This window comes from Pseudoalteromonas sp. NCCP-2140, assembly GCF_023708065.1.
GTDB lineage: Bacteria > Pseudomonadota > Gammaproteobacteria > Enterobacterales > Alteromonadaceae > Pseudoalteromonas.
In genome coordinates, this window is sequence record NZ_BRCZ01000010.1 from 54,441 (window position 1) to 70,367 (window position 15,927).

General features: G+C 41.7%; 14 protein-coding genes. 7 read left to right on the forward strand and 7 right to left on the reverse strand.

The genetic code is table 11. From position 1 onward, the window contains the following. Positions 1-82 precede the first annotated feature (82 nt). From NFU46_RS16690 to djlA, 3 genes are read left to right on the forward strand one after another with little or no spacing between them, the layout of a single operon-like run. The gene (locus tag NFU46_RS16690; RefSeq protein WP_251603426.1) at positions 83-1,084 is read left to right on the forward strand and encodes an aminoglycoside phosphotransferase family protein; all 1,002 of its coding nucleotides are present in this window, start codon (positions 83-85) and stop codon (positions 1,082-1,084) included. After that, complete coding sequence (murU, locus tag NFU46_RS16695) at positions 1,081-1,737, forward strand: N-acetylmuramate alpha-1-phosphate uridylyltransferase MurU (protein WP_251603429.1); 657 nt, start codon at positions 1,081-1,083, stop codon at positions 1,735-1,737. Before NFU46_RS16690 ends, murU begins: the two co-directional genes overlap by 4 nt. Positions 1,738-1,760: 23 nt before the next feature. After that, a complete protein-coding gene (djlA, locus tag NFU46_RS16700) occupies positions 1,761-2,633 on the forward strand; it encodes a co-chaperone DjlA (protein WP_251603432.1) in 873 nt (290 codons plus the stop codon). Here djlA and NFU46_RS16705 read toward each other — a convergent pair. Both NFU46_RS16705 and rluA read right to left on the reverse strand, forming a co-directional pair. Further along, the gene (locus tag NFU46_RS16705) at positions 2,616-3,548 is read right to left on the reverse strand and encodes a DUF3530 family protein (protein ID WP_251603435.1); all 933 of its coding nucleotides are present in this window, start codon (positions 3,546-3,548) and stop codon (positions 2,616-2,618) included. The genes djlA and NFU46_RS16705 overlap by 18 nt on opposite strands. A gap of 80 nt (positions 3,549-3,628) precedes the next feature. Then, positions 3,629-4,282 carry a bifunctional tRNA pseudouridine(32) synthase/23S rRNA pseudouridine(746) synthase RluA gene (gene rluA, locus NFU46_RS16710; RefSeq protein ID WP_251603438.1) on the reverse strand — a complete coding sequence of 218 codons (654 nt, stop codon included), beginning with the start codon at positions 4,280-4,282 and terminating at the stop codon, positions 3,629-3,631. A gap of 133 nt (positions 4,283-4,415) precedes the next feature. Here rluA and NFU46_RS16715 point away from each other — a divergent pair, with 133 nt between their 5' ends. Next, entirely contained in the window at positions 4,416-4,646 is a 231-nt protein-coding gene (locus NFU46_RS16715; RefSeq protein ID WP_058586608.1) for a hypothetical protein, read from the forward strand. A 25-nt stretch (positions 4,647-4,671) separates the two neighbouring features. On the opposite strand, the gene nadS is transcribed toward NFU46_RS16715, so the two are convergent. From nadS to rapA, 3 genes are all read right to left on the reverse strand, one after another. Beyond that, positions 4,672-4,956 carry a NadS family protein gene (gene nadS / locus NFU46_RS16720; RefSeq protein ID WP_063527257.1) on the reverse strand — a complete coding sequence of 95 codons (285 nt, stop codon included), beginning with the start codon at positions 4,954-4,956 and terminating at the stop codon, positions 4,672-4,674. Positions 4,957-4,958: 2 nt separating this feature from the next. Beyond that, positions 4,959-5,288: a type II toxin-antitoxin system RelE/ParE family toxin gene (locus NFU46_RS16725; protein WP_063527258.1), complete on the reverse strand. Its 330-nt coding sequence runs from the start codon at positions 5,286-5,288 to the stop codon at positions 4,959-4,961. 128 nt (positions 5,289-5,416) lie between these two features. Further along, on the reverse strand, positions 5,417-8,311 hold the full coding sequence (gene rapA, locus NFU46_RS16730; RefSeq protein WP_251603441.1) for an RNA polymerase-associated protein RapA: 2,895 nt from the start codon (positions 8,309-8,311) through the stop codon (positions 5,417-5,419). A gap of 299 nt (positions 8,312-8,610) precedes the next feature. Between rapA and NFU46_RS16735 the strand changes: the two genes are divergently transcribed. From NFU46_RS16735 to NFU46_RS16745, 3 genes are all read left to right on the forward strand, one after another. Beyond that, entirely contained in the window at positions 8,611-10,008 is a 1,398-nt protein-coding gene (locus tag NFU46_RS16735; protein WP_175078662.1) for a PhoH family protein, read from the forward strand. Between the two features lie 62 nt (positions 10,009-10,070). Then, positions 10,071-13,499: a response regulator gene (locus tag NFU46_RS16740; protein ID WP_251603444.1), complete on the forward strand. Its 3,429-nt coding sequence runs from the start codon at positions 10,071-10,073 to the stop codon at positions 13,497-13,499. Next, the gene (locus NFU46_RS16745; RefSeq protein WP_251603448.1) at positions 13,468-14,391 is read left to right on the forward strand and encodes a diguanylate cyclase; all 924 of its coding nucleotides are present in this window, start codon (positions 13,468-13,470) and stop codon (positions 14,389-14,391) included. Before NFU46_RS16740 ends, NFU46_RS16745 begins: the two co-directional genes overlap by 32 nt. A 32-nt stretch (positions 14,392-14,423) precedes the next feature. On the opposite strand, the gene NFU46_RS16750 is transcribed toward NFU46_RS16745, so the two are convergent. Beyond that, positions 14,424-14,804, reverse strand: a complete 381-nt coding sequence (locus tag NFU46_RS16750) for a DUF3192 domain-containing protein (RefSeq protein ID WP_175082567.1) — start codon at positions 14,802-14,804, stop codon at positions 14,424-14,426. A gap of 163 nt (positions 14,805-14,967) precedes the next feature. Continuing rightward, positions 14,968-15,912: a D-2-hydroxyacid dehydrogenase gene (locus tag NFU46_RS16755; RefSeq protein WP_251603451.1), complete on the reverse strand. Its 945-nt coding sequence runs from the start codon at positions 15,910-15,912 to the stop codon at positions 14,968-14,970. Positions 15,913-15,927 lie beyond the last annotated feature (15 nt).

The window sequence follows — 15,927 nt, forward strand, 5'->3', positions numbered from 1 at the left end:
GGTTGGATATAAGCTAGACATAATAAAGGAAAACAATGGCAAATACAGTAATTGACTTAGTGAAAAATAGATATCTTACTAAATGAATCGTTATAAAAGTTTACAGCAGTTTTTAAATCCTCATTTTAAAGAGGATGAATATCAATTAGCCGCCATCACTGGGGATGCGAGTTTTCGCCGTTATTTCCGCGTAAACACAAGTGATGAGAGCTATATTGTCATGGACTCAGATCCAGATGAATTAGATAACACGCCTTATATAGAACTCAATAAAGTGTTTTCTCAGCATGGCTTTAAATTACCAAAAATTCTTCAGGCTGATGAAAAACAAGGCTTCTTCTTGCTGAGTGATTTAGGCAATACTCATTTGGCTGATTTACTGGGCGACGAAGACCGCACTTTACACTACAAACATCTAATAAAGTTAAGTGCACAGTGGGCGCAAATCCCGCCTGCCCAATACATGAAAGTATTTGATGGCGAGTTTTTACAGTTTGAGCTAAGCATTTTTAGAGATTGGTTAGTCGATAACTTTATTGGTGAGCAACTCTCTGCTGATGAGCAGAAAATGTGGCAACAAGCCTGTGAGTTATTAGTTAACAATGCCCTTGAACAACCAATTGTTACGGTGCACCGCGACTTCCATAGTCGCAATATTATGCGCACAGGGCAGCAATGGGCTATTATCGATTATCAAGATGCGGTACAAGGGCCGGTGTGTTATGACCTTGTTTCGTTATTAAGAGATTGCTATTTCAAGCTACCAGAACAAGAGCTCGACTACCTTTTACATTACGCTTATGACGAATTTAGCGAGCAGCAGCTATTGCAAGACACTTCGTTTGCGATGTTTAAACGTTGGTTTGACTTAACCGGCGTGCAGCGTCATTTAAAAGCTGCGGGCATATTTTGCCGCTTAAAATTACGTGACGGTAAGTCAGGTTATTTGAATAATGTGCTGCCAACCCTTACATACATTAGTAATGTCAGTAAAGAATACCCAGAGTTAACAGCCCTTGGCCAGTGGATAGAGCAGACTATTATTCCACAGACTAAGCAGCGATTAACTAAAGAGTCCAAATGAAAGCAATGATCCTAGCGGCGGGGCGCGGTAAACGCATGATGCCGCTAACAGAAACGATGCCAAAGCCGATGTTAAAGATTAACGGCAAGCCATTATTAGAGCATCATATTAATAACTTACGCCGAGCAGGCGTTACCGATATTGTCATTAACCTTGCCTGGCAAGGTGACAAAATAACAGAGTATTTCGGTAATGGTTCGCAGTTTGGTGTATCGATCACTTACAGCCAAGAGCAGGCTGGGGGGCTTGAAACCGCCGGGGGCATCATTCAAGCATTGCCGTTATTGGGTGAGCAATTTATTGTCATCAATGGTGATGTGTTTACTGATTATGATGTGACTTCGTTGATGCAGCTTCATCTGCAAGCAGGGGAGGCGCATATTGTCCTTGTAGAAAACCCTGCGCATAATCCTGATGGTGATTTTGCACTGAGTCACCTAAGCCCAGATAGTCAAAAGTATACTTTTTCCGGTATAAGTCGCTATCATGCTGATTTCTTTAAAGGTCTCAGCGCAGGTATTCGTCCACTTGGGCCCATTTTGCGAGAAAAGCTCAGTGAACATCAAGTTTCGACTGAGCTTTATTTGGGGCAATGGGATGACATTGGCACACCTGCCAGACTCGACGAAATCAATCAACGTTTCGCTTTGTAATAACAACAGAGGTTTGCCAAATTATGTGGGGAAAAGTACTCGGTTTTTGTTTTGGCTTTATGTTTGGCAAATTTATAGGAGCCTTACTGGGCCTATACCTAGGCCATATGTTCGATCGCAGCTTAAAACAAGACTTTGATAAAGCAGGTGGTTTTTCTGGTTTGTTTAAAGGCGATGATATTAACGAGCGCCAAGCACTTTTCTTTTCTAGCTGTTTTGCGGTGATGGGGCATATCGCCAAATCGAATGGTCGCGTTAGTGAAACGCATATTCGTGCTGCAAGTTTGTTTATGGACGAAATGGGCTTATCGGGTGATGAGCGCAGAGAAGCACAAGATGCTTTTCGTAGTGGTAAAGAAACGGATTTTTCATTAAAAGAAACGGTTCATGACTTTAAAGAGCGCTTTGCTCGACGCCATGATTTATTGCAACTGTTTCTCGAAATACAAATCCAAATGGCCTTTTCTGATGGCCACCTTGCAGAGCAAGAAAAGCAGCTATTGCAAGAGGTGAGCAAGCAGTTAGGTATTTCACGTACTCAATTCGCATTTTTATTAAAACGCTACCAAGCCGAATTTGCATTTCGTCAGCAACAACAGCGTTTTTATGAACAACAACGTCAACAAAGCCAGCAAAATCGCAGCAGTCATAGTGAACAAAGAGGGCACAGTGTGCCACCGAATAATGGTATGAATCGCGCCCAAGCGTTGGCTCTATTAGGCTTAAACAGTGATGCTTCTGCGAGAGATATTAAAGTAGCCTATCGAAAGCTCATGGCTCAGCATCACCCCGATAAGCTGGTATCGCAAGGTTTACCAAAACATATGATGGAAGTTGCGGTAAAGAAAAGCCAAGATATTCAAGCGGCTTATGAGTATTTAAAAAAGGCGGCGTAAAAAGCCGTCTACCTCTTTAAGCAGCCGCTGGTGCTGCTCAGGCTCTGAAGGCACACCAAATAACTCTCTTTGTCGGTAGTCATATTTAGCGTGTTTTCTTACCCAGCGTTTTCTGTCTTTTACACTTTGCAGGGTGTCAGGGTTACCCTCACTATAAAAAATATCCAGTAAGGGGGGGCTGATAGTTGAAAGCGTCGCATTGAGATGCTGGTTACGAACACTGTTAGGTAAATAACTACCTAGGCTAATAAAAGCGTTTAGTTCGTTATTTGGAAAGCTAGCATAATGCTCAATCAATAGCCCCGCACTGGCACCTTGTGCCACCACAATAATATTGCCGCCTTCATCCATTGCACTGTTATACAAGGCATTGAATCTGGCAATTAGCTTTAATTTGTAATCATCAAGCACGGCTTCACTGATATTGGGCTCACCCGTAACAAAATGCGGCGCTTGTTGCGTTTGGGCTGGTGGAGCAGAAGCTGCTTGCTCATCGCTTTGTTCAACAGTTTGTGTTGACTCAGGTTCAGAGCTTTCAGGTGGCTCGGGCGTTGTCATATCAACAGGGTGCCAATCAATGTCAGGCATAGTCATGGCAAGGGTTGCATAGCCAATTTCGTTTAACTGCTTGCGCAAAAAGTTAATACCAGCATTATTAGTGGGTAAGTGCTGCCAATCAGGAATGATTAGCACAATTCCGCGTTGACTGGCTGCCATCGATTGACGATATAAGCTAATGAACTCATCTTCACCGGCAAGCAGAGTGCGTACTTCATCGCTTGGTAAAAAGCGTTGAATATCGTTAGTGACCAAACTTGACCAAGGGGTGGGTTTAATAAAATCGGCAGCATTCACATTGCCCATGAACGCAAAACAGGCTGCGTAAAGTAAGCGATGTGCGGGTTTTAAATTCATGCCGATATTACCTGAGTCTTTAATTAAATCAGTTATTGATTAGCTATCGGCAGTATTTATTAAATATTTAGCGAATTGTCTTAAAACTCAGGTGCTGCTTCAAAAATCAATGTTTCACCGCTGGCTGGGTGAGCTAAGGTTAGCATTTCGGCATGCAGTTGTAAGCGAGGAGCCATGGCGAATGCCTCGGGGTGAGCATACAGCTTATCACCTAAAATAGGGTGACCCAATGACAGCATGTGCACACGTAGTTGGTGAGAACGCCCAGTAATTGGGGTCAGCTCAACACGAGTCGCATTCTGTTCATACTCAAGCACTTTAAAGTGGGTTAATGACGGTTTGCCATTATCATGATCAACCATTTGCTTTGGTCGGTTCGGCCAATCACAAATAAGTGGTAAATCTACCGATCCAGTTTCTTGCTCAAGCTTACCAAATACACGAGCAATGTAGCGTTTCGCGGTTTTTCTATCTTGAAACTGAATGCTTAAATTACGATGCGCTTCTTTGTGCATAGCTAAACAAATAATGCCAGAGGTAGCCATATCAAGGCGATGAACAATTTTTGCCGTTGGAAAAACGCGGTTAATGCGAGCAATAAGGCTATCGGCGTGTTTTGGGTCTTTTCCCGGCACAGTAAGTAAACCACTTGGTTTATTCACAATAAGCAAGTCATCGTCTTGATAAACAATACTTAAATAAGGTGTCATTGGGGGATTATAATTGAGTAACACAGCCAGCCTCGATGATATGCAAGGGCGCTATTTTAAAGGAGTATGAGCGCATACACAATGCCAGAGCTGGTTTTCGAGTAGCAGCTAAGATACAGTAAATTCAGCTATGGAGTTTAAATAAAAGGACAAGTGAATGTTTCGCCTTGGTTTAATTCGCAGTAAACCTTGTACACGTTGTGGCTTAGAAGTTAATGACCTTGAGCCTGAATGCCCGCACTGTAAAGGTTTTTCAGACCTACAAGCAGTATATTTGAAGCAGGCTTACAAAGACGATTTAATACAAAGAAACAAAAGCTTAGCTAAGTTATTTTGCAAGCTAGCGGCAGTGGCCGTAATTATTACCCTAGTGGTGTTTTTTGCATAAACATTAGTCATGGCTTTGCTGTTAGCTAATGAGCCGCAATTTCAAAATAGATGTTAGGGTTATCTTGAATTGTAGCCAGCACTTTTGCCGCTAACCCAGTTGGGTTTCTTCGTTTAGTCTCCCAACTTTTTATGGTGTCTGCACTGGTCCCAAGTGCCTTAGCGAATTCAGCTTGAGAAACGTTCAGTTTCATACGTATAGCTTTTACATCGGCGATATCGAATTGAGTACTACGTGCAGGAGCGACTTTTTGTTTTTCAATATCAACAGCTTCTTGTAAAGAAGCTTTCAACTCATCAAATAAGCTCATGATTATTCACCTTTTAGTTTAATAACTAACTCTTTAAGCTGTGCCTTTTCAGACTTACTAAGAGTAGTTTTAGTTGCTTTATGGTATGCCAAAACAAAGTAAATACGTTCTAAATGAGCAACAAAGTAAATAACTCGGGTACTACCGCTTTTACCTTTGTGACCCGTTGCCATTCGTACTTTTCTAAGCCCGCCAGTCTCTTTTATTAGCTCTCCTTTCAGAGGGTTGGCTATTAGTTCAACTTGCAAACTTCGTAACTCATCGTCAGTGGCAATTTGCTTTATTTGCCTAGTGAAGATGGAGGTTTCTATAAATTCAATTGCATGTGTCATAGCATTAATTCCATTTAATCTATGTTGTGTACAGTGTACACCTTGTTTCGGTAAGGTCAATGTGAGGGTAATAAAAAACGCGATGTGAAAGCACATCGCGTTTGTAGTTTGAGTTTAGCTATTTAACGTTAGTGTGAAACGACAATTAAACGAATTGCATCCAGTTTAACTTGGGCTTTTTCGATGTAAGTAGTGAGTTCACTACGTTGCTTATCAAAGAAGCTCAGTTCTTCATCACGAATATTCGGGTTGATCTGCTTAAGAGCTGTTAAACGAGCTTGCTCTTCACCGAGTGCAGTTTGCATTTTCTCTAGTGATTCAGCGCGTAGTGTTTCAAGCTTGGTTTGTGCCATGCCTTGCGCACTAGTGATCATTGGGTGAATGGCACTTTGTAGCGCGCTGGCTAATTTACTTGCCGTTTGGCGACCAACCGCTGATAACTGTTGATTGAAAGCATCAAAAGCAACATTATCAGCCAGATTGTTACTGCCCTTATCTAATAAGATACGAATAGGCGTTGGTGGCAAGAAGCGGCCAACCTGAAGTGCTTTAGGCGCCATCGCCTCCGCAATGAAAATAAGCTCAACAAAGAAGGTACCAGCAGGAAGCTTTTTGTTTTTCAGTAACGCCACAGAGGCAGTACCAAAGTCATCATCACAAATCATGTCTAAGCTGCCTTGCACCATTGGGTGATCCCAACTGATGAAATGCGCGTCTTCTTGCGAAAGCGAGGTGCTGCGATCAAACGTTACTGTGATGCCATCATCTTTTAAGCATGGGAAAGATGGATTTAGCATGTGCTCAGTTGGTTTTAAGATAATGGTATTTTCACCTTTATCTTCTTGGCTTACCCCAAAGGTGTCGAACACATTGATCATATAACTTGGTAGCGTGAATTGATCGTCTAACTCTTCGATATCAGCAACAAGACTTTCTGCTCGGCCTTGGCCACTTGAATGCAGTTCTAGTAAGCGGTCACGACCACTTTCCATTTGCTTACGAAGCTTGGCATTTTGACCTGCCACTTGTTCTAGTAGTGGGTCTAGCTCTTCTTCGTCGCAATTGTGTGCACCAATAAACTCAAGTAGTTCTTCGCCATACTCTTTATACAGCATTTGCCCTGTTGTCGAGGTTGTTTCAAACGCATCTAAGCCTTCGTTGTACCAACGAAGTAACACTTCTTGTGCGGTGTTTTCAAAATACGGCACATGAATGTTTACGTCTTGAGTTTGACCAATACGGTCAAGACGACCAATACGTTGCTCAAGTAAGTCTGGGTTTAGTGGTAAATCAAACAATACTAAGTGATGCGAGAATTGGAAGTTACGACCTTCAGAACCAATTTCAGAACAAAGTAGAATCTGCGCGCTGTCGTATTCATCGGCAAAGTAAGCCGCTGCACGGTCACGTTCAACAATCGTCATGCCTTCGTGGAAAACAGAGGCTTTAATTGCTTCACGTTCACGTAAAATCTGTTCTAGGCTAAGTGCGGTTTCGGCTTTAGCACAGATAAGCAGTACTTTTTCGTGTTTAAGGGTTTTTAAGGTTTCGATTAACCAATCAACACGTGGGTCAAATGCCCCCCAGCTAGCATCTTCACCTTCAAACTCTTGGAAGATCTTTTCAGGGAATAGAGCGCGAAGTGCCGTTAGTTCAGCATTTTGAATGCCGCCCATGTTACCCAGTACCGACATCGCCGTTTTATATTGTTTTGGCATTGCCATAGGGTATGCATGAAGCTTACGGCTTGGGTAGCCATCAATACCGCTGCGGCTATTTCTAAATAAAATACGACCCGTACCATGGCGGTCCAGCAGCATTGATAAAATTTCGTTGCGCGCCGTTTCATCACCTTGCTCAGCTTTGGCTAAAAGCTCAGTGATATCGGTTTCTTTTAATAGCTCTTTTAATGTTGCACGAGATGCATCATCAAGGCCTTTTTCACCCAGTAATTGATTAGCAGCTTCAGCAACCTCTTTGTAGTTACTTTCTTCTTCAACAAACGCATCGTAGTCGTAGAAACGATCTGGGTCGAGTAATTGTAAGCGGGCAAAGTGACTGCGGTGACCAAGTTGATCTGGCGTTGCAGTTAATAAGATAAGGCCCGGAATATCTTGGCTTAACTCTGCCATGCGTTGGTATTCAGTGCTTGGCTTACCATTATTGATACTTAAATGGTGCGCTTCATCAACAACCAATAAATCCCAATCAGCTAGGGTTGCTTGCTCAAACCAGCGTTTTTTCTTGCTTAAGAACTCAAGGCTAGTAAGTACTAACTGTTCTGTTTCGAATACGTTTGGAGAGTCTGCGAATGCTTCATCACAACGTTCTTCATCAAAGATTGAAAAACGTAAGTTAAAGCGACGTAGCATTTCTACTAACCACTGATGCTGTAAGTTTTCAGGCACAACAATCAGTACGCGGCTAGCACGGCCATTGATGATTTGTTGATGTAAAATCATACCTGCTTCAATGGTTTTACCTAAACCTACTTCATCAGAAAGTAATACGCGTGGTGCAAAACGTTTACCCACTTCTTGTGCGATATAAAGCTGATGCGGAATAAGGTTTGCACGCTGACCAATTAAACCTTTTAAAGGAGATTGCTGGCGCTCAAACTGGTGCTGCCAAGTTTGGTAGCGCAGCGTATAGCGGTCAAAACGGTCCACTTGGCCTGCAAATAAGCGGTCTTGTGGTTTATTGAATTTGATAAAGTGATCTAAAAAGGTTTCTTTTAACTGCGCTTTTTCACCATTATCGACGCGAATGCCGTGATAGCATAGTAACTCGCCTTGCTCTTCGACAGACTCGACTTCTAATTCCCACTCTTCAACGCTGCGAATAATATCACCTGGATTAAATGCGACACGAGTAACAGGTGCTTCTGTTAAAGAATAAACTCTGTTTTCTCCACTGGCTGGAAATAAAATGCTGACCTGACGGCCTTCAAGGGCAACAACGGTGCCTAATCCTAAATCTGACTCAGTATCACTGATCCAACGCTGACCTAAGGAAAAATTCATGTATGTCTCGTCTATGAAGAAAAAAGGCGGCTATGTTACCTGTAACGCCATGCTACTTCAAGGCAGTAAACTCGCCGCGCACAATTAAATTTAGTCAACCTTTTTAAGCCATTATTAACGGTAAAAATTGTATGTATTTTAACCAGTTAAATAATTGTATATTTGTTTGTCATAAAAAGGACTTTTGTCGTAAATAGACTAAACTGAGTATATACCTGACGAATAAACCATAGCTTCATCCGCCGCTTGTTTAGTTTATTGGGTATAGCATAAAAATCATAAAACGTAAGGAAAGTGCTATGGAAAAAGCTTCGAACCTTGATAGTAAAATGTATGTGCTCGATACCAATGTATTACTCCACGAACCCCTCGCTTATTTATCTTTCCAAGAACATGATGTTGTTATCCCGATGACAGTATTAGAAGAGCTCGACCACATTAAAGACAGGAAACATGACGTTAGCCGTGACGCCCGTGTTGCTATTCGTGGTTTAGATGAAGTGCTAAAGGACGCTTCGCCAGAGCAAATGTTGCAGGGTGTCGCGCTCCCTAGTAACAAAAAGGCTAAAACAGAATCTCGTGGCCGCTTAATTATCGTTAATGACCATTTATTTGCAGACAGTATTTCGGGTTTACCTGGCAACGAAAACGACCACCGCATCATCAATTGTGCTGTTCATTTACAGAAGCAACACAGCGATAGCAAGGTGGTGCTTGTCACTAAAGACATAAATATGCGCCTCAAAGCGAAAGGGGCAGGCCTTAAATTTGTTGAAGATTACAGAACAGACCAATTAATTGACGACATTGCTTTGCTTACTAGCGGCTATAAAAAAATTGAAGGTGATTTTTGGCAACAGGTTGGAGAATGCGAAACAGAGCAGCAAGGCCGAGATACCTATCATCATGTGGCAAAGAGCACGATTAGCGATGTATTCTGTAATGAATATATTTTAGATGAAAGCGACCACTTTGCAGCCCGAGTAACAAGCTACGATGATAAACAAATTACTTTAAAGGATATCAGTGTTGAGCGCTTGATGAGCCATACTGCTTGGGGCGTTAAGCCAAAAAATGTTTATCAAGGGATGGCACTTGATGCGCTACTTGACCCAAGTATTGAATTGGTGATTTTAACTGGCCCGGCAGGCTGTGGTAAAACCTTACTCGCTCTTGCCAGTGCCCTCGAAATGATTATTGAAAAAGGCATTTACGATAAAGTGATTGTCACTCGTAATACCCCAGAAATTGCTGAATCGATAGGCTTTTTACCGGGTACTGAAGAAGAGAAAATGGCGCCTTGGTTAGCTGCTATTACCGATACGTTAGAAGTGCTGCATAAAGGAGATGAGAATCCAATTTCAAGCCGTAATTACATTATGGAAAAAGCCAACGTACAGTTTAAATCGGTAAACTTTATGCGTGGTCGTAGTATTCAAAACGCGGTTGTTATTTTGGATGAAAGTCAAAACTTAACTGCTTCACAACTGAAGACCATTATTACTCGCTGCGGCGAAGGCACTAAACTCATTTGCTCAGGTAACCTAGCGCAAATTGATAGTAATTACCTCACGCCAGTTACCTCAGGCTTAACTTATATTGTTGAACGTTTTAAAGATTTTCAGGGCAGTGCCACTGTTAACTTAAACGGTGTGGTACGTAGCCGCTTAGCCAGCTTTGCTGAAGAAAATTTATAACTTGCCAGTATTCCTATGCCTCGTTAACCTAGCTGTTATCGAGGTAAGGTACTTATAAGCCAGTGAATTTTTTACCGTTAAAGCATTACTATCGCTCTTTGGCAGTGGCACTTATTGTGCCACTGCTGGTGGCGTTTTTTTTGTGTTTACACCTATATAATTTAAAACTTGAGCGGGCGATAGAAAGCAGGCAAAACGGTTTTGATAATATATCAGCTCAGCTTAGCCATGCTATGAGTGCCGCAGATGGCCTTATAGACACCATGTTCAAGCTTTACGAGCAGCCACTTTCTTATGATTTTGATCCTAGTTGGGCACGCAATGTGAACCAGTTTGATCACTATTATTACCAAAGTGTTGGTGATGGAGTGGGGGAGGTTGTCGGGCAAGGAAAGTTTGCCTCAACCGCTTATGCAATTAATCAATGGCGACGAGTTATTGCCCTCGGCCCGTCTTTTAATACCACGCTGTCGCTTATTCAATCTTTAGAGGCGGTTGCTTATGTTAATGAGCAAGGCTTTGTATATATTAAGCGCCGTAGCACAGCAAAAAGTGAATTTCTGACCAGCGTGTTAGATAACAAATTTCGACCTTTATCAATAAATAGCAACAAACTTGCTTCGAGCTCTGTATTGACGATTAATGGTCATGCCTACTTTGCTATTGGCAAGCAACGTGCTGCCAATAGTCGTGATTACATCGTGTTGATTTATGACCTTAAAGCAATTTCTAACTGGTTAAAAAAAATATCGCCTAACTATGGTGAGTATATTTTTATCAACCAAGATAACCAAGTTATTGCCAGCTCAAAAACAGCACTTAACACTGCCGTCAGTGCTAGCGAACATTGGCCGAATGTCGCTGTAGATATGCGCAAAAATAACCACAGTTATTTAGTACAAGAAGCAACAAACTTACCTATTTACACTCGTTTCTATGAATCAAAGCAAGCCCTGAGTGAACCGGTAGGCTACGACATTTTTTTAGAATTCGCATTTTTGAGTGTGTTTTTAGTGATGATGTTCAGCGCTGTTTTTTGGTTGAGTCAGCGTATTTTTGTAAAACCTATGACACACTTAATGAATTATCTTGAGCAGCATGATGAAGGCAAACAAGCGTTAGTTCATTATCGTATTCCTGTTGATTGGCAGCCTTGGTTCAGCCGTGTGAAAAAGGTGTTTAGCCGTAATGAAGAGCTCGTTCAGTCGTTACAAGAGGCAAATAAAGCGCTTGATTCGCAAGTACAGGTAAAATCAAAACAATTACGCCGTAGTATTGATGCGAAAGAGCGTCACTTAGCGCTATTAAATACCATGCTCAATAACGTACCGGATCTAATTTATTTTAAGAATATTGATGGTTCATTTTTAGGCTGTAATAAGGCGTATGAGCGCTATATCGGCTTGCCACAAGAGAAGTTAGTTGGGCAGCAATTATGTGATATTAGCGATGATAATGGCGAGTTAAACGAGCTTGAAAAGCAAGTACTCAAAGACCGCCAAGCTTATCAAAAAAGATTGACCACAGAAGATAACAGTTATCTGTTTAGCATCGTGCCATTTTATAACGAGCATCAGCAATTTCTCGGCACCATGGCGATTGGTCGTGATATTACCGAGCAGCATAATGCGCTCAATGCATTACAAAGCTCCGAAGCAAAATTACGTAGCGCCATGGAGTATGCTGCAAATGGGGTGCTTTTGGTATCGCTTGACGATCAGGTGCTGCAAGCAAATAAAGCGGCACGTAAAATCTTTGCAATTGAAAACGCCAATGAGCTCAAATTAATAGACTTATTTGCTGAGGCGTCTTATCAGACGTTAAAAAATACTCTGACAGAGCTGTTGCATGAGAAGAAAAAAGTTTATCACTTTAGTCTTGAGCAGCAAGAACTACAGCGCTGGCTACAAATTAGTGTGTCATTAGTTTGGAATGCTGAGCAAACACCTGATTACTATGTTGTTCATGTACAGGATGTGACGGATTTAGTAAAAGCAAAAGATGACGCAGAGCGGGCCACATTAGCTAAGAGCCGCTTCATTGCAAACCTTAGTCATGAAATACGCACACCACTCAATGCTGTACTAGGCTTAATTGACGTGATTGCATTGCAAGGTTTAACACAGCCGCAGCGTAATCATGCCGAACAAGCAAAATCAGCAGCCAATAGCTTGCTTACTTTATTGAATCGTATGCTCGATTTTGCCCGCGCTGAAAGCTCGCAAGTACAACTTAATAAAGCCCCTTTTAGTGTGCCTGACTTAATCGACTACTGTCAGGGAATAACAGCCCCTTTATGCGCAAATAAAGATATCGAGTTTAAAGTCGAATGCGATAAAAGCATTAGCGATAACTTGATGGGTGATCAGATTTGCTTGCAGCAGGTATTAGCTAATTTACTGACAAACGCAGCCAAATTCACCGAGCTAGGCACAGTGACATTAAACTTAATGTTGGTAGAAGAGTCAGCTGATCAGCAACTCATTTGTTTTACTGTTAAAGACACCGGTATTGGTATTAGCAAGGCAGATCAAAGCCGCTTATTTGATGCATTTACTCAAGGTGATGAATCATTAACGCGCTCTCATCAGGGAGTTGGCTTAGGCTTAGCGATTGTTAAGTACGAAGTTGCGCTAATGGGAGGCGAAATTAAGCTGGAAAGCGAAAAAGGTAAAGGCAGTGAGTTTTGCTTTTGCTTACAGCTAGATAAAGCCGCGGAGCCTGTGAAAAAAGAGCTGGTTTCATTGCCTTCTAGTACTGATTTATCTGGCATGTTAGTGCTGGCTGTTGATGATAACCCGCTTAATTTAAGCATTATTAAGAGCATTTTAGAGCAAATTGATGTCACCGTTGTGTGTGCACATAGTGGTGAAAAAGGCATTGAGCTGGCAAATAGCTTAAGGCCCGATCTCATTTTTATGGATATTCAGATGCCAGAAATGGATGGTTGTCAGGCAACGCGTATTATTCGTCAGTCATTCACCAAAGAGCAAATGCCGATTTACGCACTCACTGCACACAGTGAAAGCGAAGATATTGAGCATTCAATCGCGGCGGGCATGAATAAGCATTTAACTAAACCGATTGTTGCTAGTAAGTTGTTTTTAGCAATGAGTGAACTTGATAACACAAAAGAAGTCTTTTTTGATCAAGCTTTTATACTGTCTCAGTTTGCAAACAATACTAAGTTAGTATTAACTATGTTGTCGAAGTTTGCGACTATGGCAGCAGAGCAGTTATTACAAATCTCTACATTAAAAACTACCGATGAGTTGGTCCGTGTGGTTCATAATGTAAAAGGGTCAGCCGGAAATCTCGGTTTTAAGCGATTGTCAGCGTGCGCTCAGCAATGTGAAGCTAAGCTTAAAGCAGATGGCGAACTGCCCGAACAATTAAATGATGAATTGCAGTGGCAAATAAAACAGGTCATCGCATTTATCATCGAACAAGGATCTACTGATGTTGAAAAGAGCCAAGGTACTGATTGTTGATGACGATCCGTTAAACCGCTTGGTATTAGAGAAAACATTGCAGCAAGACTATGATGTTTTTTGTGTTGAGAGTGGCGAAAAAGCACTAACGTTTTTAAAAACGCAAACTGTTGATTTGTTGATCTTGGATATTGTAATGCCCGGCATTGACGGCTACGAAGTGCTTTCTAAGCTAAAAGAAAGCGCAACCACCAGTATGTTGCCTGTAATATTCATTTCTGCCAATACCAGCCATGATGACGAAGCGAAGGGCCTTGAATTAGGCGCGATGGACTACATCACTAAACCATTTAGTGCTGCTATTGTGCGTGCTCGAGTGCGTAATCAGCTGCTGATCAAACAAAAAAATGACTTACTCGAAATGCTCGCCTCAATTGATGGCCTAACCGAGATCCCAAACCGACGTTATTTGGATGAAAATTTAGCGCGAGAGTGGCGTCGTTGCCGTCGAGATCAAACCCCGTTATCTGTGTTATTGATGGATGTTGATCACTTCAAACGTTACAACGATTGCTATGGTCACCGAGCAGGTGATGATTGCTTAAAACAAATTGCTCATGCCTTAGTTGGGGCGTGTGAACGAGGCAGTGACTTTGTTGCTCGTTATGGTGGTGAAGAGTTTGCTGCGGTGTTACCCAATACTTCAGCTAAAGAGGCTATGTCGTTTGCAAATAAGCTGCGCAATGCGGTGAATGATTTAAACATCCCACACAAAGCGTCGCTAAATGCCGACCATGTCACAATTAGTATTGGTATTGCGACCACAGAAAATGGTCAGGTTTATGCAGAACAAGCCTTACTTGAAGAAGCTGATTTAGGTCTTTATCAGGCTAAAGACGCCGGACGAGATCAGATAGTATCGAGAATGATCGCAGTAAATGAACATGAGTAGGCAAAGCCTACTCACTCGTTTCAAATTATTTATTAACCATTGCTAAGTGATTTATAAATCGTATCACCTACGCCAATTAACTTATCATTTTTAAATACGAGTGGCGTACACTCGTCTTTAGTCATCTTGCCATCAGAGTGAATACTATGCGTTGCATAGAATAATACTTGGTAAACATCATCACCTTGCTTTAATAACTCGGTAAAGTTAGGTGTATTTAGTTTGTTTAATACAGTTTGGTAGCTCGTATCTAATGCAAGATTAGAAATCACTTCACGGTTATTTTTATGCTGTTGCTGCCAGCTAGAAGAGTTACCAGCCCAATGTGTGTCGGCTTCGCCGTCAGAAACAGCAATGACACAACCAGTTAAAAATGGTGCAGTTAGCGCGGCAATTAGAAGTGCTTTTTTCATGTTATTTTATCCCGAAGAAATTGTTTTATAGTTATTCACTTAATAGCAAACTGCTTGCCAAACTTATAAATTGCAACTAAATCAATTGTTTATGTTGTTTTTAGTCAATGAGCTAAGTAATAAATTGCTAACTACTTAGCTCTATTGACTAATAAGTTGCGGTTTAGACCAACCTATTACGTGCTTCGCCTTGATTAAATGCCTGGATATTTAATGCAATTTCGTTAACTAGGCGCACGATAGATTCTTGGCTGGCCCATGCGATATGTGGAGTAAGTAATAAATTTTTACCTTTGTATAGTGCCAGCGGGTTTTCTTGCTCTGCGGGTTCTTTACTAAGTACATCAACACCGGCTCCAGCAATAACATTATTAGCTAATGCGTCAGCTAAATCGGCTTCATTGATGATCCCACCACGAGCAGTATTAATGATGATAGCTGACGGTTTCATCATGCTTAATTCTGCCGCAGCGATTTGGTTGCGCGTTTCATCAGTAAGCGGGCAGTGAACACTAATGATATCGGCTGTGGTTAGGGCATCATTGAAACTAACACGACCTTCACGAGGCGTTTGGCCTTTTCGTTCACTAATGATGACATTGGCACCAAAGGCGCGTGCTACATCGGCAACGGCTTTACCCAGTGAACCATAGCCAACAATAGCCAGTGTTTTACCGGCAATTTCATTAAAGCTGTAATCTAAACGACAAAACATAGGGCTTTGCTGCCATAAGCCTTGCTGGCAATCATTAATGTATCTGTGAGTATTGCCCAGTAAATTAGTGATGAGAGTAAAGGTATGCTGCACCACACTCAGTGTTGAATAACCTGCGACATTGGTCACTGCGATGCCATGCTCTTTGGCTGCTACCAAATCAATATTGTTAGTCCCTGTCGCTGCAACGCATATTAATTTTAAATTAGGTAATTTGCTCATGGCGTTATGATCAATCACCACTTTATTACTGATAACGATATCGGCATCTTGGCAGCGCTCAACAACCTGTTCTTGAGCGGTTAAATCGTAACAGGTTAACTTACCTAATTGCGCTAAGGCATCTAACGAAGTGTTGGCTAATGTCGCTGCATCAAGGACAGTAATATTCATGTGCTTTCCTTTTTT